Source organism: Bradyrhizobium sp. GW821-FHT13H06, assembly GCF_058803975.1.
In genome coordinates, this window is record NZ_JBXAPN010000011.1 from 154,484 (window position 1) to 177,681 (window position 23,198).

Annotated in this window: 21 protein-coding genes; 13 read left to right on the forward strand and 8 right to left on the reverse strand. The window is 65.2% G+C overall.

The features are described from left to right. Positions 1 to 35 precede the first annotated feature (35 nt). Positions 36 to 1,613, forward strand: a complete 1,578-nt coding sequence (locus tag AC1RQP_RS33715; RefSeq protein WP_492941403.1) for an oleate hydratase — start codon at positions 36 to 38, stop codon at positions 1,611 to 1,613. Positions 1,614 to 1,616: 3 nt separating this feature from the next. On the opposite strand, the gene AC1RQP_RS33720 is transcribed toward AC1RQP_RS33715, so the two are convergent. The 4 genes from AC1RQP_RS33720 to AC1RQP_RS33735 all read right to left on the reverse strand — a co-directional run bounded on the left by AC1RQP_RS33720 (position 1,617) and on the right by AC1RQP_RS33735 (position 5,420). Then, positions 1,617 to 2,195, reverse strand: a complete 579-nt coding sequence (locus tag AC1RQP_RS33720; protein WP_492941405.1) for a hypothetical protein — start codon at positions 2,193 to 2,195, stop codon at positions 1,617 to 1,619. Positions 2,196 to 2,398: 203 nt separating this feature from the next. Continuing rightward, positions 2,399 to 3,712 carry a tetratricopeptide repeat protein gene (locus tag AC1RQP_RS33725; RefSeq protein ID WP_492941407.1) on the reverse strand — a complete coding sequence of 438 codons (1,314 nt, stop codon included), beginning with the start codon at positions 3,710 to 3,712 and terminating at the stop codon, positions 2,399 to 2,401. A gap of 15 nt (positions 3,713 to 3,727) precedes the next feature. After that, positions 3,728 to 4,738, reverse strand: coding sequence for an aldo/keto reductase (locus tag AC1RQP_RS33730; protein WP_239627631.1), 1,011 nt, complete (start codon positions 4,736 to 4,738; stop codon positions 3,728 to 3,730). A gap of 256 nt (positions 4,739 to 4,994) precedes the next feature. After that, positions 4,995 to 5,420, reverse strand: a complete 426-nt coding sequence (locus AC1RQP_RS33735) for a PaaI family thioesterase (RefSeq protein ID WP_131871677.1) — start codon at positions 5,418 to 5,420, stop codon at positions 4,995 to 4,997. 68 nt (positions 5,421 to 5,488) lie between these two features. Between AC1RQP_RS33735 and AC1RQP_RS33740 the strand changes: the two genes are divergently transcribed. Further along, entirely contained in the window at positions 5,489 to 6,115 is a 627-nt protein-coding gene (locus AC1RQP_RS33740) for an NUDIX hydrolase (protein WP_492941505.1), read from the forward strand. A gap of 53 nt (positions 6,116 to 6,168) precedes the next feature. Next, the gene (locus AC1RQP_RS33745) at positions 6,169 to 7,380 is read left to right on the forward strand and encodes a hypothetical protein (protein ID WP_492941409.1); all 1,212 of its coding nucleotides are present in this window, start codon (positions 6,169 to 6,171) and stop codon (positions 7,378 to 7,380) included. A 169-nt stretch (positions 7,381 to 7,549) separates the two neighbouring features. On the opposite strand, the gene AC1RQP_RS33750 is transcribed toward AC1RQP_RS33745, so the two are convergent. Beyond that, positions 7,550 to 7,855 carry a hypothetical protein gene (locus tag AC1RQP_RS33750; protein ID WP_239627625.1) on the reverse strand — a complete coding sequence of 102 codons (306 nt, stop codon included), beginning with the start codon at positions 7,853 to 7,855 and terminating at the stop codon, positions 7,550 to 7,552. A gap of 193 nt (positions 7,856 to 8,048) precedes the next feature. On the opposite strand from AC1RQP_RS33750, the gene AC1RQP_RS33755 reads away from it, so the two are divergent. From AC1RQP_RS33755 to AC1RQP_RS33775, 5 genes are all read left to right on the forward strand, one after another. Further along, entirely contained in the window at positions 8,049 to 8,528 is a 480-nt protein-coding gene (locus AC1RQP_RS33755; protein WP_239627623.1) for a hypothetical protein, read from the forward strand. A 460-nt stretch (positions 8,529 to 8,988) separates the two neighbouring features. Beyond that, positions 8,989 to 9,936 carry a TAXI family TRAP transporter solute-binding subunit gene (locus tag AC1RQP_RS33760; RefSeq protein WP_492941412.1) on the forward strand — a complete coding sequence of 316 codons (948 nt, stop codon included), beginning with the start codon at positions 8,989 to 8,991 and terminating at the stop codon, positions 9,934 to 9,936. A gap of 161 nt (positions 9,937 to 10,097) precedes the next feature. Next, the gene (locus tag AC1RQP_RS33765; RefSeq protein ID WP_492941414.1) at positions 10,098 to 12,218 is read left to right on the forward strand and encodes a TRAP transporter permease; all 2,121 of its coding nucleotides are present in this window, start codon (positions 10,098 to 10,100) and stop codon (positions 12,216 to 12,218) included. Beyond that, entirely contained in the window at positions 12,179 to 12,592 is a 414-nt protein-coding gene (locus AC1RQP_RS33770) for a DUF1850 domain-containing protein (RefSeq protein WP_492941416.1), read from the forward strand. Before AC1RQP_RS33765 ends, AC1RQP_RS33770 begins: the two co-directional genes overlap by 40 nt. Positions 12,593 to 12,681: 89 nt before the next feature. Continuing rightward, positions 12,682 to 13,488, forward strand: coding sequence for an SDR family NAD(P)-dependent oxidoreductase (locus AC1RQP_RS33775; protein WP_492941418.1), 807 nt, complete (start codon positions 12,682 to 12,684; stop codon positions 13,486 to 13,488). 174 nt (positions 13,489 to 13,662) lie between these two features. Here the strand turns inward: AC1RQP_RS33775 and AC1RQP_RS33780 are convergent, their stop codons facing one another. Both AC1RQP_RS33780 and AC1RQP_RS33785 read right to left on the reverse strand, forming a co-directional pair. Further along, positions 13,663 to 14,433 (reverse strand): hypothetical protein, encoded by a 771-nt coding sequence (locus tag AC1RQP_RS33780; protein ID WP_492941420.1) that lies wholly within the window; start codon positions 14,431 to 14,433, stop codon positions 13,663 to 13,665. 55 nt (positions 14,434 to 14,488) lie between these two features. Beyond that, the gene (locus tag AC1RQP_RS33785) at positions 14,489 to 16,066 is read right to left on the reverse strand and encodes a cation:proton antiporter (RefSeq protein ID WP_492941422.1); all 1,578 of its coding nucleotides are present in this window, start codon (positions 16,064 to 16,066) and stop codon (positions 14,489 to 14,491) included. Positions 16,067 to 16,162: 96 nt separating this feature from the next. On the opposite strand from AC1RQP_RS33785, the gene AC1RQP_RS33790 reads away from it, so the two are divergent. From AC1RQP_RS33790 to AC1RQP_RS33810, 5 genes are all read left to right on the forward strand, one after another. After that, a complete protein-coding gene (locus AC1RQP_RS33790; RefSeq protein ID WP_239627607.1) occupies positions 16,163 to 16,921 on the forward strand; it encodes a tetratricopeptide repeat protein in 759 nt (252 codons plus the stop codon). 210 nt (positions 16,922 to 17,131) lie between these two features. After that, positions 17,132 to 18,517 carry a tetratricopeptide repeat protein gene (locus AC1RQP_RS33795; protein WP_492941424.1) on the forward strand — a complete coding sequence of 462 codons (1,386 nt, stop codon included), beginning with the start codon at positions 17,132 to 17,134 and terminating at the stop codon, positions 18,515 to 18,517. A 272-nt stretch (positions 18,518 to 18,789) separates the two neighbouring features. After that, positions 18,790 to 20,712 (forward strand): propionyl-CoA synthetase, encoded by a 1,923-nt coding sequence (locus AC1RQP_RS33800; RefSeq protein ID WP_492941426.1) that lies wholly within the window; start codon positions 18,790 to 18,792, stop codon positions 20,710 to 20,712. A gap of 231 nt (positions 20,713 to 20,943) precedes the next feature. Further along, the gene (locus tag AC1RQP_RS33805) at positions 20,944 to 21,213 is read left to right on the forward strand and encodes a hypothetical protein (RefSeq protein ID WP_239627601.1); all 270 of its coding nucleotides are present in this window, start codon (positions 20,944 to 20,946) and stop codon (positions 21,211 to 21,213) included. A 242-nt stretch (positions 21,214 to 21,455) separates the two neighbouring features. Further along, positions 21,456 to 22,184 carry an OmpW/AlkL family protein gene (locus AC1RQP_RS33810; RefSeq protein WP_239627599.1) on the forward strand — a complete coding sequence of 243 codons (729 nt, stop codon included), beginning with the start codon at positions 21,456 to 21,458 and terminating at the stop codon, positions 22,182 to 22,184. Between the two features lie 107 nt (positions 22,185 to 22,291). Here the strand turns inward: AC1RQP_RS33810 and AC1RQP_RS33815 are convergent, their stop codons facing one another. Continuing rightward, positions 22,292 to 22,987, reverse strand: a complete 696-nt coding sequence (locus AC1RQP_RS33815; RefSeq protein ID WP_239627597.1) for a DUF1013 domain-containing protein — start codon at positions 22,985 to 22,987, stop codon at positions 22,292 to 22,294. Between the last annotated feature and the right edge of the window lie 211 nt (positions 22,988 to 23,198).

Consider the following 23,198-nt stretch of genomic DNA (forward strand, 5'->3'; position numbering starts at 1 on the left):
TCGCCGCCCGATGCAATGTGGCCGCGACATTCGAAATGCAATCGAGGCAGATCATGAAGGCGTATTTCATCGGCGGTGGCATTGGATCGCTCGCAGGCGCGGCGTTCCTGGTTCGCGATGCGCAGCTGCCGGGGCGCGACATCGTGATCTACGAGACGCAGCCGCTGGTTGGCGGCAGCCTCGACGGCGCGCAGCTCGCGAACGGCGCCTATTCGCTGCGCGGCGGGCGCATGCTCACCACCGACCATTACGAATGCACCTGGGATCTGCTCTCGAGCATTCCCTCGCTCGAACATCCCGGCCTCAGCGTGCGCGACGAGACCATCGCCTTCAATGAGGAGAACCCGGCGCATTCCCGCGCGCGTCTGGTCGACCGAAACCGCTTCAAGGTCGACGTCTCGCACATGGGCTTCTCCGCGCGCGACCGGATCGAGCTGCTGCGGCTCACTGAAGCTTCGGAGGAGACGCTCGGCAATAGCCGCATCACCGACTGGCTGTCGCCCGGATTCTTCGAATCCAATTTCTGGTACATGTGGCAGACCACCTTCGCCTTCCAGCCCTGGCACAGCGCGGTCGAGCTGAAGCGCTATCTGCACCGCTTCATGAGCGAGTTTCCGCGCATCGAGACGCTCGGCGGCGTCAAGCGCACCGTCTACAATCAATATGACGCGATCGTGCGGCCGCTCGCCGACTGGCTCAAGCGCCAGGGCGTGCAGTTCGTGCGCGGCACGCGCGTCACCGACATGGCGTTCGAGGCCGACGGCGCGCGCTTGCGCGTGCGTCAGCTCACGCTCGACCGCGACAGCCGCACCGCCAACGTCCGGGTCGAAGACGGCGATCTCGTCTTCTTCCAGAACGGCTCGATGACGGACGCTTCGAGCCTGGGCACGATGACCGAGCCGCCGCCGCGCCTGACCAAGGCTGATAGTCAGGGCTGGGCGCTGTGGGAGACGATCGCGAAAGGACGTCCCGAATTCGGCAATCCGTCCGCGTTCAACAGTTCGATCCCCGAGTCCTATTGGCTGTCCTTCACCGTCACCTGCCGCGATCCACGATTCTTCGACCGGATGGAGGCGTTCTCCGGCAACAGGGCCGGCACCGGCGGACTCGTCACGTTCAAGGATTCCAACTGGCTGATGTCGGTCGTGCTCTATCACCAGCCGCATTTCACGGGACAGCCCAAGAATGTGCAGGTGTTCTGGGGCTATGCGCTGCATCCCGACCGCATCGGCAATTTCGTTGCAAAGCCGATGTCGGAGTGCGGCGGCGCCGACATCCTGAAGGAGCTCTGCGGTCACCTGAACTTCGATCCCGCCGTGTTCGAGGATGCGACCTGCATTCCCTGCCGCATGCCTTACATCACCAGCATGTTCATGCCGCGCAGCGCGACCGACCGGCCGCTGCCGGTGCCGGAAAATTCCGTCAATCTCGCCTTTGTCAGCCAGTTCGTCGAAGTCCCCGATGACGTCGTGTTCACCGTCGAATATTCGGTTCGTGCGGCGCAGATGGCGGTCTATCGGCTCATGAAGATCGATCGCCCGGTGCCGCCGGTGACGCGGCACGACAAGTCGCTCGCCGTGATCTTCGCGACGCTGGAAAAGGCGTTCGCGTGATGGCTACTTGAACGGGTCCTGGATCGCCGGTGCCGACTGGCGGATGCGGCGCACGCTGACCGGCGTGCCGTCAGAGACGAACAAGAGCTCGTATTTGCGGCCCTCGTTGTCGGTCGCCGAGCAGGTGACGTCGTTGACCTTCCTGGCGGCGAAATTGCCGGTCTGGCGGCAGACGCCGGTGGAGGTCTGCTCGGCCGGCACCGGGAGGCCGTCGACCCTGGGGCGGTGCTTGGAGTTGAGCAGCATGCGGTCGATCGGCAGCTCGTAGGAATTGTCGTCGGCGCGCTTGCCGTTCTCGCCGGAGAACGACACGACGTGGTTCGCATCTGCGGGATCATCGACCGCGACCGCGAAATTGACCCGGCCCTTGTCGCCGTGGGCGTAGGCCACCGTCTTGCAAGCATAGGTGCGGCCTGCGACCTTGAACGTCTTGCAGTGACCGGAGATCAGCGCCAGGAGATCGATGAAGGCGTTCTGCTGCGGCTGCGGATTGTTGACCAGAATGGGTCCAGAAGTCTCGGCAAAACAAGGACTTGCCAAGATCATGATCAGGGCGGCGAGGACCGGTCGGCAGAGGCGCATCGTCGGGCTCGTGTGCCAGGGGGCCGTGGCGGCGGACAAGGTCCGTCCAACAACAATCGAACCGCAAATTGGTTGCGATCCCGTTTGCTCCGCAATTCCCGCCTGGAATACCACCGCGTTACCCCCGACGGCGCTTTCGCCCAAATTGCCCAATCCGTATGGCCAGCACATGCCATCAGGGCAGTGTTTTTTTCGTGGCGGAGCTAGCCTGTCGCCGCCTGCCAGCGCGCATCCCGAAGCGAGGGCCGGCGGTGCAGGCGGGCATCCAGCAGGGCGCGGGCGCGGGGCAGCTCCCCGCTGCGCATGAGCGCGACGATAAAGGTGTCCTCGATCAGCTCGCGCTGGGCATGGCTGCCGCCGATGCGCACGACCTCGCCGAGGACCGGCGCGAGCACCTGGACGCAAGTCCGGTAATCCTCATCGGCGAAAGCCAGGAGCGCGCGGCAGATTGCCGGTACCACGGGACCGGTGGGCAGCTTGCCGTCAGCGAGCCGCTGCTCGATCGCCCCAAGGCGCGCGGCGAGCGCCTTGCGGTTTTGCGTGGCGGCCGCGAACAGCGCCATGTGGACGTCGGCAAAGGACAGGCTCGACTTTGGAAACAGCTTTTGCGCGGCGGCATCAGCCTCGCGCCACAGCGCCTTCGGCACGGCGTGGCCGTAGGCCGACAGGCGCCAGAGCAGCGAGGCGCTGTCGGTGACGACGTTGAGCGGCGGCGCCTGCGTGGCGGAGGGCTGGAGCACGTCGGCATAGATCGACAGCGCCCGCGCCGCATCGCCATGCTCGAGCGCGCCGAGCGCCTGGTGCCAGCGGATATGGCTGTGCAGGATTCCGGCGCGGTCGTAAGTGGGGATCCATTCGTCGACGAGACGGTCGGCCGCATCGATCGAGCCGTCCTCGAACATCGCATGCAGCACCGCGTGCACGGCGTGGGCGTTCTGCCGGCGCAGATTGAAGCCGCGCTCGGTGACGGCGCGGCCACGGGCGACGTCGCCATTCTCCGTCATCGCCCAGCCGGACATGGTGAGGAACCACCAGTCCTCGCCATAATGCCGCGCGACGCGCTCGCAGAGCTCGTGCCGGGCGCGATCGTGGTCGGCCATGCCGGAGAATGCGAACAGGCCGAACGCGCCGAGCGGCAGTGACAGCACCAAGGCGTCGCGTGGCCATGCGTCGATGTGCTTCAGCGTCGATGCGATCGCCTCGGGCAGCCGGCCCTCGATCGCGAGCGCCAGCGTCTCGACATGCGAGCGCTCGCGCTCCGTGCCGCGCTTCGCCACGAGCTCGCGCGCGAGCGTCGCCTTCTGCCGCGCGAGATCGCCCTGCTGGTAGAAGGCATGCACGCGGCCTCGGGCGATATGGGGAAGCGCGAAATCCGGGTCGGCCGCGATCGTGCGCTCCAGCGTCTCCGCCGTGCCGGTCCAGCCCGCGAGCATGAGGTCGACGCCTTCGCGATAGGCGGCCGCCGCCTCCTGCGAGGTGGTGGAGAGCGGCAGGCCGTAGCGGTCTTCAAGCGCCATCGTCGTCTCCCGCTCTCATGCCGTCCGCGCGCGGCGGCCTTCGATCGGATAGGCCGGGTCGTTGTAGCCCGGCGTCGAGGGATGGCCCGGCGTCACCAGCCGGTCGACCAGGGCCTCGTCCTCCGCGGTGAAGGAGTAATCGAGCGCGCTGATGTAGCCGTCCCATTGCTCCTCGGTGCGGGGACCGGCGATCACCGACGAGACGAAGGCAGAGTTCAGCACCCAGGCGACCGCGAACTGGCCGGCGGTGATGCCCTTCTTCTCCGCGTGCGTCTTGATCTCCTGCGCGAGGCGCAGCGATTCCGGCCGCCATTCGGTCTGCATCATGCGGGTGTCGTTGCGGCCCGCGCGCGTCTCCTTGTCGGGGGCTGCATCTGGCCTGTACTTGCCGGTGAGCACGCCGCGCGCCAAGGGGCTATAGGGCACGATGCCGAGACCGTAATAGGAACAGGCCGGGAAGTGCTCGACCTCCGGCATGCGGTTCATGGCGTTGTAGTAAGGCTGGCTCACCGCGGGTCGATCGATGCCGAGCCGGTCGCAGATGTTGCAGATCTCGGCGACGCGCCAGGCGCGGTAGTTGGAGACGCCGAAATAGCGCACCTTGCCAGCGCGGATCAGGTCGCCCATCGCGCGCACCGTCTCCTCCAGCGGTGTCGCGTGGTCTTCCTTGTGCAAATAGTAGATGTCGATGTGATCGGTGCCGAGCCGCGTCAGGCTTTCGTCTGCGGCCTGCAAGACCCAGCGTCGTGACAATCCGCCACGGTTCGGATCGTTACCCATGGGGTTGGCGAGCTTCGTAGCGAGCACCCAGGCGTGACGGTTGTTGCCGATCGCGCGCCCCACAACCTCTTCGGATGCGCCTTTCGAGTAGGCATCGGCGGTATCGATGAAGTTGATGCCTGCGCCGTGTGCCTTGTCGATGATCCGCTTCGATGCGGCTTCATCGGTCGGCCCGCCGAACATCATGGTGCCCAGGCAGATCGGCGACACTTTCAGGCCGCTGCGGCCGAGTTGGCGGTATTGCATGGGCGGGTCCTCAACGCTGCGATGGGGTGCAGCATAGCCATCCGGTTTCGTCATTGCGAGCGCAGCGTGGGGACGCCCGTGCCATACTCGGTGTCATCGTCCGCCTTGTGCGCAATTGCGCACTGGGGCGGACGATCCAGCATTCCAGAGGCCGCAGTGATAGAGCCTAGAAGCCGCGGCGTACTGGATTCCCCGCCTTCGCGGGTGAATGACGCGAAGGCGGTGATACGCAGCAGTGGCAGCCTGACCGCTTCGCCTACGCCGGCCCCTTCAATATCTTGAACACGCCATTCGCCATCACGACGCAACGATCGTCCACGCTGACTTCGGTGCTCATGAAAATCAGGCTGCGGGTCGAGCGTACCACGCGCGGGCGGGAGATCAGGATGTCGCCGATCTGGCCGGCCTCGACGAAGTGGGTGTCGAGCTGCACCGTCGCCAGATATTCCTTGCCGGAGACATAGCGGGCCGTCATGCCGCAGGTGCGGTCGGCGAAGGTCATCATCACGCCGCCCTGGACCATGCCGCGACGATTGTGATGCTTGTCTTCGGTCGCGAGGGCGAACTCGTAATGGCCGTCGACCTTGCGCTCCCACAAGGGACCGACGAGGTGGAGGAAGCCCGTGGTCTCCAGGATGCTCCAGCCGTCTGATTTCAGCCTTGCGGCGGCCTTGGTGGTCATGTCGTCGTCCGTTCCTGTGCGGGCCTTGCGAGCGCATTTCATCGGGGCCGGACGTGGTGTAGTCAAGCATCATGAGACCGTTCGATGATGCCACACGGCGGAATATCGCGGATGCCTGCGCGGCCTTCACGCGCCTGCAGGAGGATGATGCGCAAGCGACGCTGAAGCGCGCCGCAGTCGCGGTCGCGTTGACCGCGAGCGAGGGCGACGACACTGCGCTGCTGCTCACGCTGCGTGCGTCGCATCTGCGTGCCCATCGCGGTCAATGGGCGCTGCCGGGCGGCCGCTGCGATCCCGGCGAGACGCCGGTCGGAGCGGCGCTGCGCGAGCTCGACGAGGAGCTTGGCCTTCGCCTCACGAATGCGGATGTGCTCGGCACGCTCGACGACTATCCGACGCGGTCCGGTTATCTGATCACGCCGGTCGTGGTCTGGGCTGCGGGCAGCGGCGCGATCCGGCCGAACCCGGAGGAGGTCGCGTCCGTGCATCGCATCGCGCTGGCCACCATCGAGCGCGAGGACGCTTTCGATTTCGTCGCGATCCCCGAAAGCAGCCGCCGCGTGATCCGTTTCCATCACCAAATGAGCCTGATCCACGCCCCGACGGCGGCGCTGATCTACCAGTTCCGCGAGGTGCTGGCGGGGCGGCACACCCGCGTCACCGACCTGGAACAACCGGTGTTTGCCTGGAAGTGATGGTAAACGGCGCGTTAACGTGACGGTTACCGGATGCCTGCTAAGAGGGCAGCATGCATCGATCGATTCGAAGAAACCTGGCGCTGGTTCCACTCGCGCTGGTCCTGATCTCACCCGCCGCGCGCGGCGCCGAAGCCGACGGGCTGCCGCCGGCCGTTCGCAATGCGAACGCCCAGCTGCTGTCGCAGTTCTTCGCGCAAGGTGTCTCGCCGGCCGTGCTCGAATATCGCCGCAAGCTCGCGGAATATCAGGCCGCGCGCGCGGCCTTCGATGCCGAGGCCGGCGCCTATTGGAGCCAGATCTCCGAGAAGCGGAAGACGCGCAACGCCAAGCGGCGCAATGGGCAGCAGATCACGCTCGACGATTACGTCCTGGAGCATCCGCCGCTCTATGCCGGGCCGAAGCGCCCGGTGAACCCGGAACCGGAGGAAACGCCGGAGCGGCCGCCGCGAAAGCCTATTCCGGTGGTCGCCGATTTCCTGCGCGCGGCGCAGGAGCTCTACCAGTTCACGCCGCAGCGCCCGACCAGCGAGCTCGAGTTCAAGCGCGCCTATGCGCGCTACGCATTGGCCAACGGCTTGACACGTGAGCAGGCGGTGCGGGTCTATTCGTTCGAGACCGGCGGCACCGGCAGCTACGACGTGCAGGCGGGCATCGAGCATGGCGGCAAGCGCGCGATCTCGACCGCGATGGGCTACAACCAGCTGCTGACCACCAACAGCGTCGAGCTGTTGGCCGAGCAGGGCCATGAACTCATCCGTGCGCTTTCCGAGAAAGTGGCGCGGACCTCGGGGCCGGCGCGGCATGCGCTCGAGCACAAGCTCGGTGTCCTGAAGAAAATGGTGACGCATGCGAAGTCGGTGCCCGATACCTGGTCGGAGCACGAGAAGATCGGCAATACTCCGCAGGGCTGGGCCATGCATGCGATGGTGCTCGACGTCGATATCGGCCCGATGCTGCAGACCCACAAGCTGCTGACGTCGGTGCTGTTCGCCCGCGCCAAGGGCTACACCCGACCGCTCTCCGCGGCCGAGCTCGAAATGATGAACCTCACCGGCGACGGCACCGGTCTCGACATGGTGACGATGCCGCAGGCGATGCGTGAGAAGGTGCCGACCTCGAACTTCTTCCAGCGCGGCGGCTACGAGCGCAATCCGGTCGCGATCCGCCACAACACGGTGGCCAAGCTGCTGGCGGTCACGGACGATCGGATGGACGTGAACAGCGGCAAACCCGGCGCCAGGGAATTGGCGGCGGCGTTTTAGCTGCTGGCGAGCTGCCGCAGGGTGGGCAAAGCGAAGCGTGCCCACCATATCGATTTGAACGCGATGCTAGATGGTGGGCACGGCGCTACCGCGCCTTTGCCCACCCTACGGCAGCTTCGTTTGTGGCAAGAGCCGCAGCGCTGCAATCGCCCGCAGCCCAATCAAGTCCCTACTGATCCGGCCCGAACTTGAACTTGCCGTCGCCCTCCAGATAAGGCCCGCTCCGCATGTAGAGCTGGCCGTTCTGGCCGATGAAGAACAGCGTGCCCTTCGGCACCTTCTTGGCTCCCTTCAGCAGCTCGCCGGCGTTGCTGGTACCCATTTTGTAGGAATAGGTTTTGCCGTCCCTGTCATAGGCATAGCCCATGTCGGGTTTGAGCTCCCAGGGCGTCGCTCCGGCTTGCGCCAATGCGGGCCCCGCCCATGCGCCGAGCACGGCTGCGATTGCAAATGTCTTTGTTGAAAACGCCGTCATCCCATCCTCCCACGGTCGGGACATTCCGGGCTTGAACAAATCACGAACGGCATGTCCGGGTCAATTTGCGAAAGCGCCGCAGCGCATCACGTCCTGCCCAGCAGCTTGTGATTTTCCCTCGGTCCCCTCGCGACTATGTTCCGCTTTCCGTCTAGAACGCAATTCGACAAAATTACTGGTAGGGATGATTCGGATGCGCCATGTGATCAAGCTTAGTTGGGCTGCTGCATTGTCGTTGACGGCGTTGGCCCCGGCCGCGCGGGCCGATGATTACCAGCTCAGCCACAATCAGCGCATCTCATGCAGCCGCGGCCTTGCCCCGGGCAAGCTGAACACGGCGACCTGCAAGTCCTACACTTATCTCTTCAACACCAAGACCTCGGAATATTTCCGTTGCCAGGTTTCGCTGGCGCTGACCCGCGACAACAAGGAAGTCATCAACGTCCAGACCGACGGCGGCTGCACCAAGAAGCCGCGTATCTTCGAGACCGACGGAAAGTATGATTTCGACGCGACCGAGACCGAGCCGCCGAACACCAACTCGTTCTTCGGCCCCGGCGGCTATTCGGTCTGGGCCGCCGACGTCACGGCGCAGAAAGTGCGCGGCTGCATCATCATCTCCTCCGGCCTCGGCTCCGACATCTCCAAATGCCTGGACATGACGTTCCAGTGAGGACGGGCTAGGCTCAATCGTCGCTTCGTAGTCGGTGCGCTCCCGCCCCCGCAGGCAGGGCAATCGCATATTGCATCATTCGCGAACTGAGCGCGCGCCTCGTCCTTCGAGACGACCGCTTCGCGGTCTCCTCAGGATGAGGCTAAGTGCCAGCGGCGCCCGCTGAAACTGCCGTCACGCACTCGGTCCTCATCCTGAGGGCCCGCCAAAGGCGGGCGTCTCGAAGGATGGCAGCAGGGAAGAGCTCTCAAATGCGATAACCCAGCGCTTGCGGGGGAGCGAAGGAGACGGCGCGAGAGGTGACCCGCCTTTTCCTGACTGCGCCACCTCGCCGCACCCACCGGTTCCCAAGGTCGAGCCGGATCGGCCGTTCGCCGCAGTCCTGTTTTGCCTTTTGGATGGGTTGACCCGCACCCCTCATCCGGCCAATTTCGCCGCCGGTTTGGGGAGAACAACAACCATGAAACGGACGACCTTCGGCGTGGCCGCGGCTCTTGCTCTGGCGGCGTCGGCGCCTTGCGCGCATGCGCAATCCTTCATCAACGTGCTGACCGGCGGCACCTCGGGCGTCTACTATCCGCTCGGCGTCGCAATCGGGAAGATCTACGGCGACAAGATTCCGAACGTGAAGACGCAGGTGCAGGCCACCAAGGCGTCGGTCGAGAATCTGATCCTGCTGCAGCAGGGGCGCGGCGAGCTGGCGTTCACGCTGGGCGATTCGCTGAAAGCGGCCTGGGACGGCGAGGAGGAGGCCGGCTTCAAGACCAAGCTCGACAAGCTCAGGACCATCGGCGCGATCTATCCGAACTACATCCAGATCGTCGCGACCGCCGAGAGCGGCATCAAGACGCTGGCAGACCTCAAGGGGAAGAGCCTGTCGGTCGGCGCGCCGAAGTCCGGCACGGAGCTGAACTCGCGTGCGATCCTCGCGGCCGCCGGCATGAGCTACAAGGATCTCGGCAAGGTCGAATATCTGCCCTTCGCCGAATCGGTCGATCTCATGAAGAACCGGCAGCTCAGCGCCACGCTGCAATCGGCCGGGCTCGGCGTCGCCTCGCTGAAGGACCTGTCGACCTCGAGCCCGATCACGGTGGTGTCGGTGCCGAAGGAGACCGTCGACAAGATCGGGCCGCCCTTCGTTTCCGCGATCATTCCGGCCAAGACCTATACCGGTCAGGACAAGGACGTGCCGACTGCGGCCGTGATCAATTATCTGGTCACGAGCTCCGCCGTGTCGGACGATCTCGCCTATCAGATGACCAAGCTGGTCTATGAGTCGCTCCCCGAGCTCGTCAACGCCCACGCGGCCGGCAAGGAGATCAAGCTCGAGACCGCAGCCAATGGCAGCCCGGTTCCGCTGCACCCCGGCGCGATCCGCTATTACAAGGAAAAAGGGCTGATCAAGTAAGGTCGGCTCTCGGTATCGGACGTCATGGCCGGGCTTGTCCCGGCCATCCACGTTCTTAGGCTGGGCGAGAAAGCTCGTGGATGCCCGGGACAAGCCCGGGCATGACGGTCTGGAGACGCTGCGCAATGTTATAAGCGCTGGACGGTTGGGGACGGATTGAAATGCTGGAAAAGGTAGAGGGCACGGCGACGGCGCCCGACAAGGTCAAGGTCGAGTTCGACAATTTCGAGCACGGTTTCCCCGAAGGTTTCGGTCCGGGCTGGTGGGGACGGCTCGCCTACTGGATCGGCATCGCATTCGCGACCTTCCAGCTCTATGTCGCCGCCTTCAACTATCTGCCGAGCCAGGTTGTGCGCGGCGTCCATGTCGGCTTCCTCGTCCTGCTCACCTTCGGCCTGATCGCGAACTTCACTGCGAAGAGCAATTTCGGCCGTGCGCTCGGCTGGGTGATCGGCGGCGCCGGCTTCCTCTGCGGCCTCTACCAGTGGATCTTCTACGCCGACCTGATCGCGCGCGACGGCGATCCGACCCGGCTCGATCTCGTGGTCGGCACGCTGCTCGCGGTGCTGATCTTCGAGGGCACGCGGCGCCTGATGGGCGCGGCGCTGCCGCTGATGTGCGGCGCGTGCCTGCTCTACTGGTTCTTCGGCCAGTACCTGCCGTCGCCGCTCAACCATCGCGGCTATGATTTCGACCAGATCGTCACGCATCTGTCGTTCGGCACCGAAGGATTCTACGGCGTGCCGATCTACGTGTCGGCGACCTATATCTTCCTGTTCATCCTGTTCGGCTCGTTCCTGGAGCGTGCCGGCATGATCCAGCTCTTCACCGACGTCTCGCTCGGCCTGTTCGGCCGCACCCGCGGCGGACCCGCCAAGGTCGCGGTGTTCGCCTCGGGCATGATGGGCACGATCTCCGGCTCCGGCGTCGCCAATGTCGTCACCGTCGGCCAGTTCACGATTCCCTTGATGATCAGGTTCGGTTACCGCCGCGCCTTCGCCGCCGGCGTCGAGGCGACGGCGTCGATGGGCGGCCAGATCATGCCGCCGGTGATGGGCGCGGTCGCCTTCATCATGGCCGAGACGCTCGGCGTCCAGTACTCGGAGATCGTCAAGGCGGCGGCGATCCCTGCGATCCTCTATTTCGCGTCGGCCTTCTGGATGGTGCATCTGGAAGCCGGTAAGCACGGCCTCGTCGGCATGAAGCGCTCGGAAATCCCGAGCGCCTGGAAGGCGCTGGTGACGCGCTGGTATCTCGTGCTGCCGCTCGCCGCCCTCGTCTACATGCTGTTCGAGGGCTTCACGCCGCTCTATGCCGGCAGCATGGGCCTCGCGCTGACCGTGACGCTGATCCTTGGCGCTGCCATCACGGCCGGCGTCTCCGCAACGGCGATTCGCTACATCTTCTGGATCGGACTTGCGCTCGTGGTCGCCGCGCTGTCGCGCGACGGCTTGCAGATCGTGCCGGTCGCAAGCGTCGTGGTCGGCCTGATCGTGATCACGGCTTTCGTCCGCGGCGGCTTTGCGGCCTTGCGCGCCTGCCGCGATGCGCTGGCCGAGAGCGCCAAATCCGCCATCACCGTCGGCATGGCCTGCGCCATCGTCGGCGTCATCATCGGCATGATGTCGCAGACTGGCGTCGGCACGATCTTCGGTGGTTGGGTGATAGGGCTCGGCGAGAAGAGCCTGTTCCTGGCGCTGGTCATGACCATGCTGCTGTCGATCCTGCTCGGCACCGGCATCCCGACCATCCCGACCTACATCATCACCGCCGCGCTCGCCGCGCCGGCGCTCGCCAAGCTCGGCGTGCCGCTGATCGCGAGCCACATGTTCGCGTTCTATTACGGCATCATGGCCGACCTTTCGCCGCCGGTGGCGCTCGCCGCGCTGGCGGCGGCACCGATCGCCAAGGAGAACCCGGACAAGATCGGCTGGGAGGCGATGCGCATCGCGCTTGCCGGCTATGTCATCCCCTTCATCTTCGTCTATTCGCCGGCGCTGCTGTTGCAGACGGGCGATCCCATGGCGGCCAAGCTCGGCTTCTACGGCGCGGTGGCGCTGGCCGCCACCAAGGCGCTGGTGGCGATCGGCCTGTTCGGCATGGTTGCGATCGGCTTCCTGTTCACGCGGCTGACGCTGATCGAGCGCCTGGTCGCGCTCGGCGCCGCGTTCTGCCTGCTCGGCGAATTCCCGTTCAGCGACACCGCGGGCTTCGTGCTCGCCGCTGCGCTGGCGCTGTGGCAATGGCGGCAGCGCCCGCCGGCGGCGGTCGAGGCGGCGTGAGCCTCTGCTTCGCAACGGCATCAGGCGTGAAGGCACTGGCGCTGTCCGCCTTCACGCTGGCCTGGACGCATTCGGTCGCGAAGGTCGAATGGCAGGAAGATTGGCGTGTCACGCCTGCCGGCCTCGAACTGGTGCAGGCCCGCGTCAAGGGCACCGGCCCCGGCATGGAGCCGCCGCCCGAGGCGCGGCTCGTCGATGGCTGGTTTCAATGGCAGCCGAAGCGGGCGCCGATGCAAGAGGTCGTGCTCGGCAATTCCGGCGCGGCCGGGGAATGGCGGCTGTGCCATGACGGGAAGTGCCGGACGTTGTCGGAGATTGTCGGCCATCCGATCGGTGCTAACGTCACCACAATGAAGATTTGCAGCGATCCGTAGCCCCGGATGAGCGCAGCGATATCCGGGAATGGTGGCCCCGGATATCGCTGCGCTCATCCGGGCTACAAAAACAGCAAGGGGAGATCATGATGGATAGGCTCAAGGGCAAGGTTGCGATGGTGGTGGGCGCCGGCTCGATTGGCCCCGGCTGGGGCAACGGCAAGGCAACCGCGGTGACGTTCGCGCGCGAGGGCGCGCAGGTGTTTTGCGTCGATCGCAATGGCGCTGCGGCCGAGGAGACCGCGAAGATCATCACCGAGGAAGGCGGCAGGGCGACGGCGTTCACGGCCGACGTGTCGCGCGCAGGTGAAATCGAGGCGATGGTCGCAGCGTGCCTGAAGGCCTATGGCCGCATCGACGTGCTCGACAACAATGTCGGCATCGCCGAGATGGGCAGCGTGGTCGAGGTGAGCGAGGAAAGCTGGGACCGCGTCTTCAGCGTCAACCTCAAGAGCGCCTATCTCGCCATGAAGCACGTCATCCCCATCATGGTGAAGCAGGGCGGCGGCTCGATCATCAACATCTCCTCGATCGCCTCGATCCGCCACATGGGCATCTCCTACGTCACCTACGGCACCTCGAAGGCGGCGATGAACATGATGACGCGCACCACGGCGGTCGAGTTCGCACGGCATCATGTGCGGGTGAACGCGATCCTGCCGGGCTTGATGAAGACGCCGATGGTCGAGCATTCAGCGGGTCTTGCCGCCAGCTACGCCAGGGGCGACGTGGAAGCGATGTGGCGCGCGCGCGATGCGCAGGTGCCGATGGGCCACATGGGCGATGCCTTCGACGTCGCCAACGCCGCGCTGTTCCTGGCCTCGGACGAGTCGAAATACGTGACGGGAATCGAGCTCGTGGTCGACGGCGGGATCACCTGCAAGGCGGGGGCGTAAATTACTTCAACCAGTTCCGTCATCCTGAGGTGCGAGCCGCGCGGCGCAACGCGGCGCGCGGGGAGCCTCGAAGACGGCCCCGTTGCTGCCGGGCCGTCGCCCTTCGAGGGCCGCTGAAGAAGCGGCCGCCTCAGGGTGACGGATTGAAATTGATGCTCGGGACGACAGCGGTGATTACTGCGCCAGCGCCAGGATGCCGCCGGCGAAGGCATGCCATGCCGCTGTCTCGCTGACCGGCCAGTTCAGCACCTTCACCGCCAATAGCGCGAGCGTGCCGTAGATGTAGACCGGATGCACGCGGCCTTCGGTGCGCCAGTCGCGCACCATGGCGACGACGAGCAGCAGGGAAGCGACGACAGCCGGCGCTATCGTCACGGGCACCGGCGGCGGGCCGGGCGGTCCGGGAGGGGCGAGGAAGGTCAGGAACCAGCGCGCAATCGCGGCATCGAGGATCGAGACCGCCGCCAGCAGCATGAGGCGCTTGTGGACCTCCGGTCTGCGCGTGTTCATGATCGCCAGCACGAACACCACGGCGAAGAACGCGATTCCGCTCATCGGCACGATCGAGAAGCCGATGCCGGCTTCCTTCTGCCCGAGCGCGGCGGAATGCTGCATCACGTGCACCGAGGCGAGGAAGCCGAAGATCGTCATCGCGGTCGCGAGCGATACGCCGGCGATGCCGAGCGAGCGGTGATTGACCACACGGCCCGAGGCCGCGAGCCAGGTCTGGAGCACGAAATAGAGCGACCAGGTGAAGAACAACAGTCCGTGAAAGTGAATCACGGGGCTTGCGGAGAGCGTCCGGTTGGCGAGCGGCACCCAATAGGTCGGTGCGAAGCCGAGAAAGGCGGTGGCCGCGCAGGCCAGGGCCATGTGGAAATAAAAGAACCGTGCTGGCAACGCCTCACGCGCGCGTACACGACGGTCGTCGATCAGAGTGGTCATGAGGGGTGAGTCTGAGGAAGGGCAATTTGGTTCAAACCCCACCGTCGCCGTCGATCTATCCGCCCGCACTCAATTCTGCGCGATCGAGCTCTTCCTCCAGCCGATGAAACGCGTCGTCGCCGATCACCTCGGTGGTGCGGAGGTCGAAGATCGCTTTGCGCGCGGCCTCGATGGCGCGGCGGCGCAGGGGATCGGCGGGCAATTCGCCATTGGCGATGCCGCCGTTCGGATCGGTCTCGGCCTGCATCAGGATGGCGCGATATTCCAGCCGCAGGATTTCCGCTTCCTCCGACGGATCGCTCTCGATCGCATCGAGCGCCGCGCGATAGGCGACCGCGCGCCCGCGCGCGACCTCGACTCCGACCGGATCATCGTCCTCGAGGTTGAAGGCGAGGATCAGCGGCCGCAGCGTCAGGCCCTGGATCACCAGCGAACCCAGCACGACGGCGAACGCAATGAAGACGATGAAGTCGCGATAGGGAAAGTTCTCGGGCAGGGCAAAAGCGGCGGCCAGCGTGACGAGGCCGCGCATGCCGCACCAGGAGATGATGAGTCCGCCCTTCGCCGAGGCGACCTGTTTCGGATCTTTCGGATGGTAGATCCCGCGCGCGACCAGCGCGCGCAACGTGGCGCGGTAGAACGTCACCCAGAACAGCCGCACCAGCACCACGGTGAGCAGGATCCAGCCGGCGGCCACGCAATATTCCCAGCGCACGTCCGCGTCCAGCCGCGTCCAGATCGGCCGCATCTGCATGCCGATCAGCATGAAGGCGAGCACGTTGAGCACGAACACCATCGTCTCCCAGACCGCATAGGACGGCACCCGCAGCCGCGCCGGCATGCGTGCCGGCGCCGTGCGCGCGATCGCGATGGCATAGACCACGATGGTGAGGATGCCGGAGAGACCGAGATGCTCGGCGGCGATCCAGATCATGAAGGTGGTGGCGAACTGCACGATGATGGCGCTCGGGGCCTCCGTCACGCGCTCCATGATGGGCAGGATGATGCGGGCCGCGACCAGGCCGGCGATGACGCTGCCGACCAAGCCCAGCGCCATGGTCGGCGCGACCTGGCTCCATGTCAGATGCTGGGTGGCGACCGCGCCGACCGCGATGCGATAGATCAGAAGCGCGCTGGCGTCGTTGAGCAGACTCTCGCCCTCCAGCACCTTAACCATGCGATGGGGCAGCTTCACCTGGCTCAGGATCGCGACGGCAGCGGCCGCATCCGGCGGCGCCACGATCGCGCCGAGCGCGACCGCGGCGGCCCAGGGCATGTCGGGCATCAGCCGGTGCGCGATATAGGCCACGGCGGCCGTGGTCAGGCCGACTGCGGCGACCACCAGGGTCGAGACCGGAACCCAGTTGTTCCGTAGATCGCGCAGCGAGGTGTCGAAGGCGGCATCGAGCAGGACCGGTGCGACAAAAAGGGCCAAGGCCAGGTCCGGCTCCAGCGCCCAGGACGGACTGGACGGCACGAAGGCGATCAGCGCGCCGCCGATGGCGAGAAAGGTCGGGTAAGGGACCTTGATCCGCCGCGCCAGCGCCGATAAGGCAACAGCGCCGAGCAGAAGCGCAATGATCCATTCGAATGTCGACACGATGATCCCCGAGACCGACCTGAGCGGCGCCACAAGCTAGCACCAATCCGGCCGTATGATGGATAGTGCAGCGTCAAGGCAAGACCTTAAGACAAGATCCTGAGACAAGGCTTTCCGGTTGCAACGAACATGCGTTCTCTCATTCACCTGTTCGGCGCCGGGCTGCTCTATGCACTCTCGCTCGCCCCGGCCGATGCTGCGACCGGAGGCGAGCCGGTTGCGGTGACGCAGGTCGATGTCGAGCTCTGCCTCGCGGCGACCGCGGCCGACGACGTGGACAAGGCGGCCGCCGCCTGCGCTGCCGTGATCGACAATGAGAAGACGGCGAAGGAGGATCTGATCAAGGCGCTGATCGCGCGCGGCGCACTGCTGGCGCGGCACGACCAGGTCGACCGTGCGATTGCCGACGACAGCCGCGCTCTCTTGCTCGATCCGACCCTCGCCGACATCTTCAACGCGCGCGGCGAGCTCTGGCTGAAGAAGGGCGACAAGCCCAGGGCGGTGCAGGATTTCGGCGCAGCACTCAAGATCGATCCGAACCACGCGAAGGCCAAGGCCAATCACAAGGCGATGGCGCGCGAGCTCGAGCGGATCGGCGCGCAGATGGCGGTCGCCGGCAAGCCCAGCTTCAATTGCGCGCGAGCGCGCCGCGCGGTGGAAAGGGCGATCTGCGGCAATCGCGAGCTCGCCGATCTCGACCGGGAGATTTTTGCATCGAACGCCCGCGTGGTTCGCGAGGCACGCAATGCGGATGAAGCGAAAGCGTTCCAACGCGAGCAGGATGAATTCATCGCGCGCCGAAATGCCGGTTTCGGCCGGCCGGGCTATGATCTCAAGAAGGCGATGCAAGAGCGCCTGCAACGGCTGAACGGGGTCGACGGATATTGACGGGCCTTCGGCTCACGAGGAGCCGTCATGCGCGGGCTTGTCCCGCCTGCGGGGCCGCTGAAGGCGTGGGCCTCCACGGTCTGTGTGCCGCGGGTAAGCCGTCGATGGCAGGGACAAGCCCGGCCATGACGGCGCGGACGGACCCGATTTGAACCCATCCCTTGCCAGCCGCGACAACGGTGAGAACCCGACGTCACGGAGCCCAATGTCATGTGCGGCACTCAAGCCTCCGCGCAAGCGCTTTCGCCTGCCAAAATCTCGCTTCGCGCCTTTTTCCTCAGCGCGGCGATCAGCCTTGTTCTCGCTTCCCCAGCCGTGGCGAGCACCGAGTGCGTGCTGGGCAGCAAGGCTGCCCCGGCAGAGTTGATTCCGGCGTGCAGCGCCATCATCGACAAGACTGCAAATCCAGCCTCCGATCGCAGCGCGGCCCTCGTTGTCCGCGCCGAAGCCAATGCGCGAACCCTTGGAGGGCAATCGCAGGCGCTGCGAGATCTGGACCGCGCCATCGCGCTCGACGGCAGGAACGCAAAGGCCTGGCGCCTGCGCGGCGACCTCCTGCGCGAGGCCGGCGGCGATCTCAGCCGCGCTGCGGCGAATTTGACCAGGGCGATCGAGCTCGATCCGAAGGATGCGGAGGCTTACGAGTCGCGCGGCGTGGTCTACACCAATCAGCGCCGGCTCGACCGCGCGCTCGCCGATTACGACCAGGCGATCAAGCTGAAGCCGGACGATGCGCAGGCCTGGTCCGACCGCGGCGTGGCCTATTATCTCGGCGGAGACAACGAGAAGGCGATCGGGAATTTCGACGAGGCGCTGCGGCTCGACCCCAACCGGCCTCGCACCTACACCAACCGCGGCGCGGCCTGGAAGAAGCTCGGCCAGAACGACAAATCGGTCGCCGACAACACCGAGGCCATCAGGCTCGACCCGAAACAGCCGGAATATTACGACAATCGCGGCCTCGCCTATGCCGCGATGGGCGAGTACGACAAGGCCATCGCCGATTACGACGAAGCGATCCGGCGTGAGCGGCGCGCCAACTTCCTGACCAACCGCGGCGATTCTTACCAGTTCAAGGGCGAGCTCGGGGCCGCGCTGAGCGACTATGACGCCGCGCTCGAGCTGGATCCGAATTTTGCGAAGACCTACAACAACCGCGCCGTGCTCTACAAGAAGATGGGCGAGCGCAAGAAGGCGCTGGCGGACTACGAGACGGCGCTGAAGCTCGATCCGGGCAACGAGAATGCAGCCAACGGCCGCCGCGCCATGATCGCCGAGATCGCGAAGTTCGGTGCCGAGCCGCTGCGTCCGCTGAATGCGGCTTCCGGCAACGGCCCGTCGTTCGATTGCGCGACGGCGAAGCGCGAGGTGGAGAAGGTGATTTGTGCCGATCCGCAGCTCGGCGTGATCGACCGCCAGATCGCCGAGGCCTACGAGCGCGTGCTGAAACTGGCGAACAAGCGCTCGGCCGGCGAATTGCGCAAGACGCAGCGCGATTTCCTCGCCACGCGCAACGCCAGCTTCGGCCGCCCCGACTATGATCTGAAGAAGACCATGAAGCAGCGGTTGCAGAAGCTGAACGCGATGGAGAGCTGACAAACGTTCCGAACTCGTCGTCTCTCCTCGAGTCGAACCGCCACCGTCCTTCCGGAGACCCCCGCCCCCCCGCAAGCGGGGCGAGGGGGCGCACCGCCCGCGCGGCGGTAGCTGTGTCTTCCCCGAAAGCCCCATCCTTTTGAGCTTGAACCGCGGCCCGTTCCCGCGAAAATAAGCCCACAACAAGGCCGGCAATTGATCCTGGTCATGGCGGGGCGCCTGTCCTGCCACAAGGGTCAAGGGCAGGCGAATAAAGGCACGGGAGCGCGGGAATGAACGTCCAGGGAAACGCCGACGGCAAAAGTCGCTATCATGAGGTCCATGCGCGCTCGCTGGCCGATCCCGCAGGCTTCTGGGCCGAGGCGGCGAAGGAGATCGACTGGATCGAGCCTCCGACCAGGATCTTCGATCCCTCGCAGGGAACCTACGGCCGCTGGTTCGCCGGCGGCGTCGTCAACAGCTGCTACAACGCGCTCGACCGCCATGTCGAACGCGGCCGCGCCGACCAGGTCGCGCTGATCCATGATTCGCCGCTGACCAATTCGGTCACCAAATTCACCTATGCCGAACTGCTGAACGAGGTCCAGGCGCTCGCCGCCGTCATGCAGGACTTCGGGGTCGCCAAGGGCGACCGCGTCATCCTCTACATGCCGATGGTGCCGGAAGCGGTGGTCGCGATGCTGGCCTGCGCGCGCATCGGCGCGGTGCACTCGGTCGTGTTCGGGGGCTTTGCGGCGAAAGAGCTCGCCACCCGCATCGACGACGCGCAGCCGAAGCTGATCCTGTCCGCAAGCTGCGGTATCGAGCCCGGCCGTATCGTGCATTACAAGCCCCTGCTCGACGAGGCGATCAGGCTCGCCGGCAGCAGGCCGAAAGCCTGTATCGTGCTGCAGCGTCCGCAGCTCACCTGCGAGATGACGCCGAGCCGCGACTACGACTGGGCCAGCCTGCGCCGCAAGGCGCTGAACGACGGCAAGAAGGCGCCCTGCGTGCCCGTCGCCGCGACCGATCCGCTCTACATCCTCTACACCTCGGGCACGACCGGCGTGCCGAAGGGCGTCGTGCGCGACAATGGCGGGCATCTCGTCGCGGTGAAATGGTCGATGTTCAACCTCTATGGCGTCAAGCCGGGCGAGGTCTGGTGGTGCGGCTCCGACATCGGCTGGGTGGTCGGCCACAGCTATATCGTCTACGGCCCGCTGTTTCATGGCGCGACCACGATCATGTACGAGGGCAAGCCCGTCGGCACGCCCGATGCCGGCGCGTTCTGGCGCGTGATCTCCGAGCACAAGGCAGTGGCCTTCTTCACCGCTCCGACGGCATTCCGTGCGATCCGCAAGGAGGATCCGGAGGGAAAATTCATCCGGCAGTACGACCTCTCCAAATTCCGCACGCTGTTCCTTGCCGGCGAGCGCGCCGATCCGCCGACGGTGGAGTGGGCGGAGCAGCAGCTGAAGGTGCCGGTGATCGACCATTGGTGGCAGACCGAGACAGGCTGGTGCATCGCCGGCAATCCGGTCGGGCTCGGCATGCTGCCCGTGAAGCACGGCTCGCCGACGGTGCCGATGCCGGGCTACCAGGTCGATGTCGTCGATGAAGCGGCAAAGCCGGTCGGCCCCAACACCATGGGCTCGATCGTCATCAAGCTGCCGATGCCGCCGGGCTGTCTGCCGACGCTGTGGAATCAGGACGAGCGCTTCAAGGAGGCCTACCTCAGCGAATTCCCCGGCTATTACAAAACCTCTGATGCCGGCTACAAGGACGAGGACGGCTATGTCTTCGTCATGGGCCGCACCGACGACATCATCAACGTCGCCGGCCATCGGCTCTCCACCGGCGGCATGGAGGAGATTTTGGCCTCGCATCCCGACGTCGCCGAATGCGCCGTGCTCGGCGTCAGGGACGCGATCAAGGGCGAGGTGCCCTGCGGCTTCCTGGTGCTGAAAGCGGGCGTGAAGCGCCCGCCGGCCGAGATCGAGAAGGAGATCATCGCATTGGTGCGTGACAAGCTTGGCCCGGTTGCCGCCTTCAAGCTCGCCATCACCGTCGGCCGCCTGCCCAAGACGCGTTCCGGAAAGATCCTGCGCGGTACCATCAAGAAAATCGCCGACGGCGAATCCTGGACCATGCCGGCGACCATCGAGGATCCCAAGGCACTCGAGGAGATCGGGGAGGCGCTGAAGGGGAGGGTGTGATGCTAACGCCATTTGCCCGCGAGGCGTGACGCCGCCCCAACAATTGCTACTGTCATCGCCCGCGAAGGCGGGCGATGACAGTATTCCAGAGACGGTGAGGTTAGAGCCGAGAGGCCGCAGCGTACTGGATTCCCCGCTTTCGCGGGGAATGACACCGGGCGGGAGCGGCGTCCAGGGACTTACATTCTCCGCATTCCGCGCTAAACAGTGCCGGCCAACAAGGGACCCCTGATGCCGCTTTCCGCCGCGCCGCGCCTGCTGATCGCCTTAGCTCTCGCCATCGCTCTCTCCGCCTGCTCCGCGCGCTACCAGACGCCGGTGGCGATGGGCGGCGACGACGATGACGCGGTCTGCCAGAGCCGGGGCTATGCGCAGGGCTCGCCGGAATACGCGGCCTGCCGCAAGGACCGCGACGTCCAGCGCAATGCCGCCATTGCCCGCGCCGACCGCCGCCAGCGCGACCTCGGCGAGTACATGCTGAACCATCCCGAGCGGCCGTGATCACGTTCGACGTGTTGAACTGACGCGCCTCGCGGTGCTCAGTACCATCGCCGCGCGCCCAAGTACTGAGTTACCCCGCAAGTCGCTCGCAATGTCGTCTGCCGTGGCAGATGTGCAACGTCGTCGCTCAATTGCGACGCATCAGTCCAGATTTGATGCAGGTCAAATCCGAAGGCACCCCCTTTCTGCTCTGACACGTGTGATCGCGCAACGGGGCGCGCATGGCACTCAAGGGGAATTCAATGCGAAGGACAATTCGGAATGCCGCACGGCTGGCGGTGCTTGCCGCCGCGTTCGGCGGGGCGCTTGCATCGGCGCAGGCTGCGGATCTGCCGGTCTATACCAAGGCACCGCCGGCGGTGGAGGCGTGGAATCCCTGGATGATCCGTCTGCGCGTCCTCGGCGTGTTGCCGGACGGCGGTGGCAGCTCGGTCAATGTTGCGGGTGTGCCTGCGCTGTCGTCGCCGAATTCGGGCCTTCACATCAGCGACCAGGTTGTTCCCGAGCTCGACATCTCCTATTTCTTCACGCCGAACATCGCGGCCGAATTGATTCTCGGCGTCACGCGGCATCACCTCACCGGATCTGGCACGCTCCAGGGGCTCGATATCGGCAAGACCACGCTGCTGCCGCCGACGTTGACGCTGCAGTACCACTTCACTAATTTCGGCGCGTTCAAGCCCTATATCGGCGCCGGCGTGAACTACACGGTGTTCTTCAACAACTCGGCGTCCAACGTTCCGTTCAACGGCCTCGCCGTGACCAACCTGCATGTCAGCAATCAATGGGGCGGTGCCGTGCAATTCGGCTTCGACTACATGCTCGACAAGCATTGGGGTCTCAACGTTGATGTGAAGAAGCTGTGGCTGCGGCCAAACTACTCGGCCATGGTCAACGGCGCGATCCCGGTCACCGGTACCGCGCATATCGATCCGTGGCTGGTCGGCGCGGGCGTGACGTACAAGTTCTGAGGCGGTTGCGGCGTCGTCTCGACGCCCGCGGATCTTATAAAGCCAAAAACGCGGCAGGTTCCCCTGCCGCGTTTTTTGCGATCGATCGTCGAATTACCCGGAGCGCCTCACTCCTCCTCGTCTTCGTGCTTCTTGCCGCCGAGCGTCTTCAGCTTGGCGAACACGGCATCGACATTGAGGTCGTCGCTGGACTTTTCCGCGGGCTCGTACTCGTCCTTGCGGGTGGTCTCGGAGGCCGGCAGCAGGGTCGCGCCGCCATAGGTTGCATCGATCGGCTTTTCCTTGGCAGCGCGCTGCACCTCGAAATCGAGCTCGATCTGCGAGCACAGGCCGAGGGTGACGGGGTCGATCGGGGTCAGCGCCGACGTGTTCCAGTGGGTACGGTCGCGCACGCTCGCGATCGTGCTCTTGGTGGTGCCGACCAGGCGCATGATCTGGGCGTCCTTGAGTTCCGCATGGTTGCGCAGCAGCCAGAGGATGGCGCTCGGACGTTCGTGGCGGCGCGAGACAGGGGTGTAGCGCGGTCCCTTGCGCTTGGGCTGGGGCGGCAGCACCACTTTGCTCTCCTGGAGGCGGAGCCGGTAATCCGGGTTCTTCTCGCCCTTCTCGATCTCCTCGCGGGTCAGCTGGCCGTTGGAGAGCGGATCCATGCCCTTGATGCCCTGGGCGGCGTCGCCGTCCGCGATCGCGCGGACCTCGAGGGGATGCATCTTGGTGAAATCGGCGACCTGGTCGAAGGTCAGCGCGGTATTGTCGAGCAGCCAGACGGCGGTCGCCTTGGGCATCAGAGGTGCGTTGCTCATGGCAAATCTCCTTTGTGCTTCGCCCACCCCTCTGGAGGCGAAACCGGTGGTCATCAGCGATGACAGGGAATTCGCGCTATATAAGCCGGGTGGGGGCAGCCACGCAATGGTTCTGCTATAGATAGTGCCTTGACACCGCCCGAAAGGGGGCCCAATTCCCTTTGAACCGCTGTAGGGTTCAAGCCGACCGTTTTAAGCCCCTATTCAATCC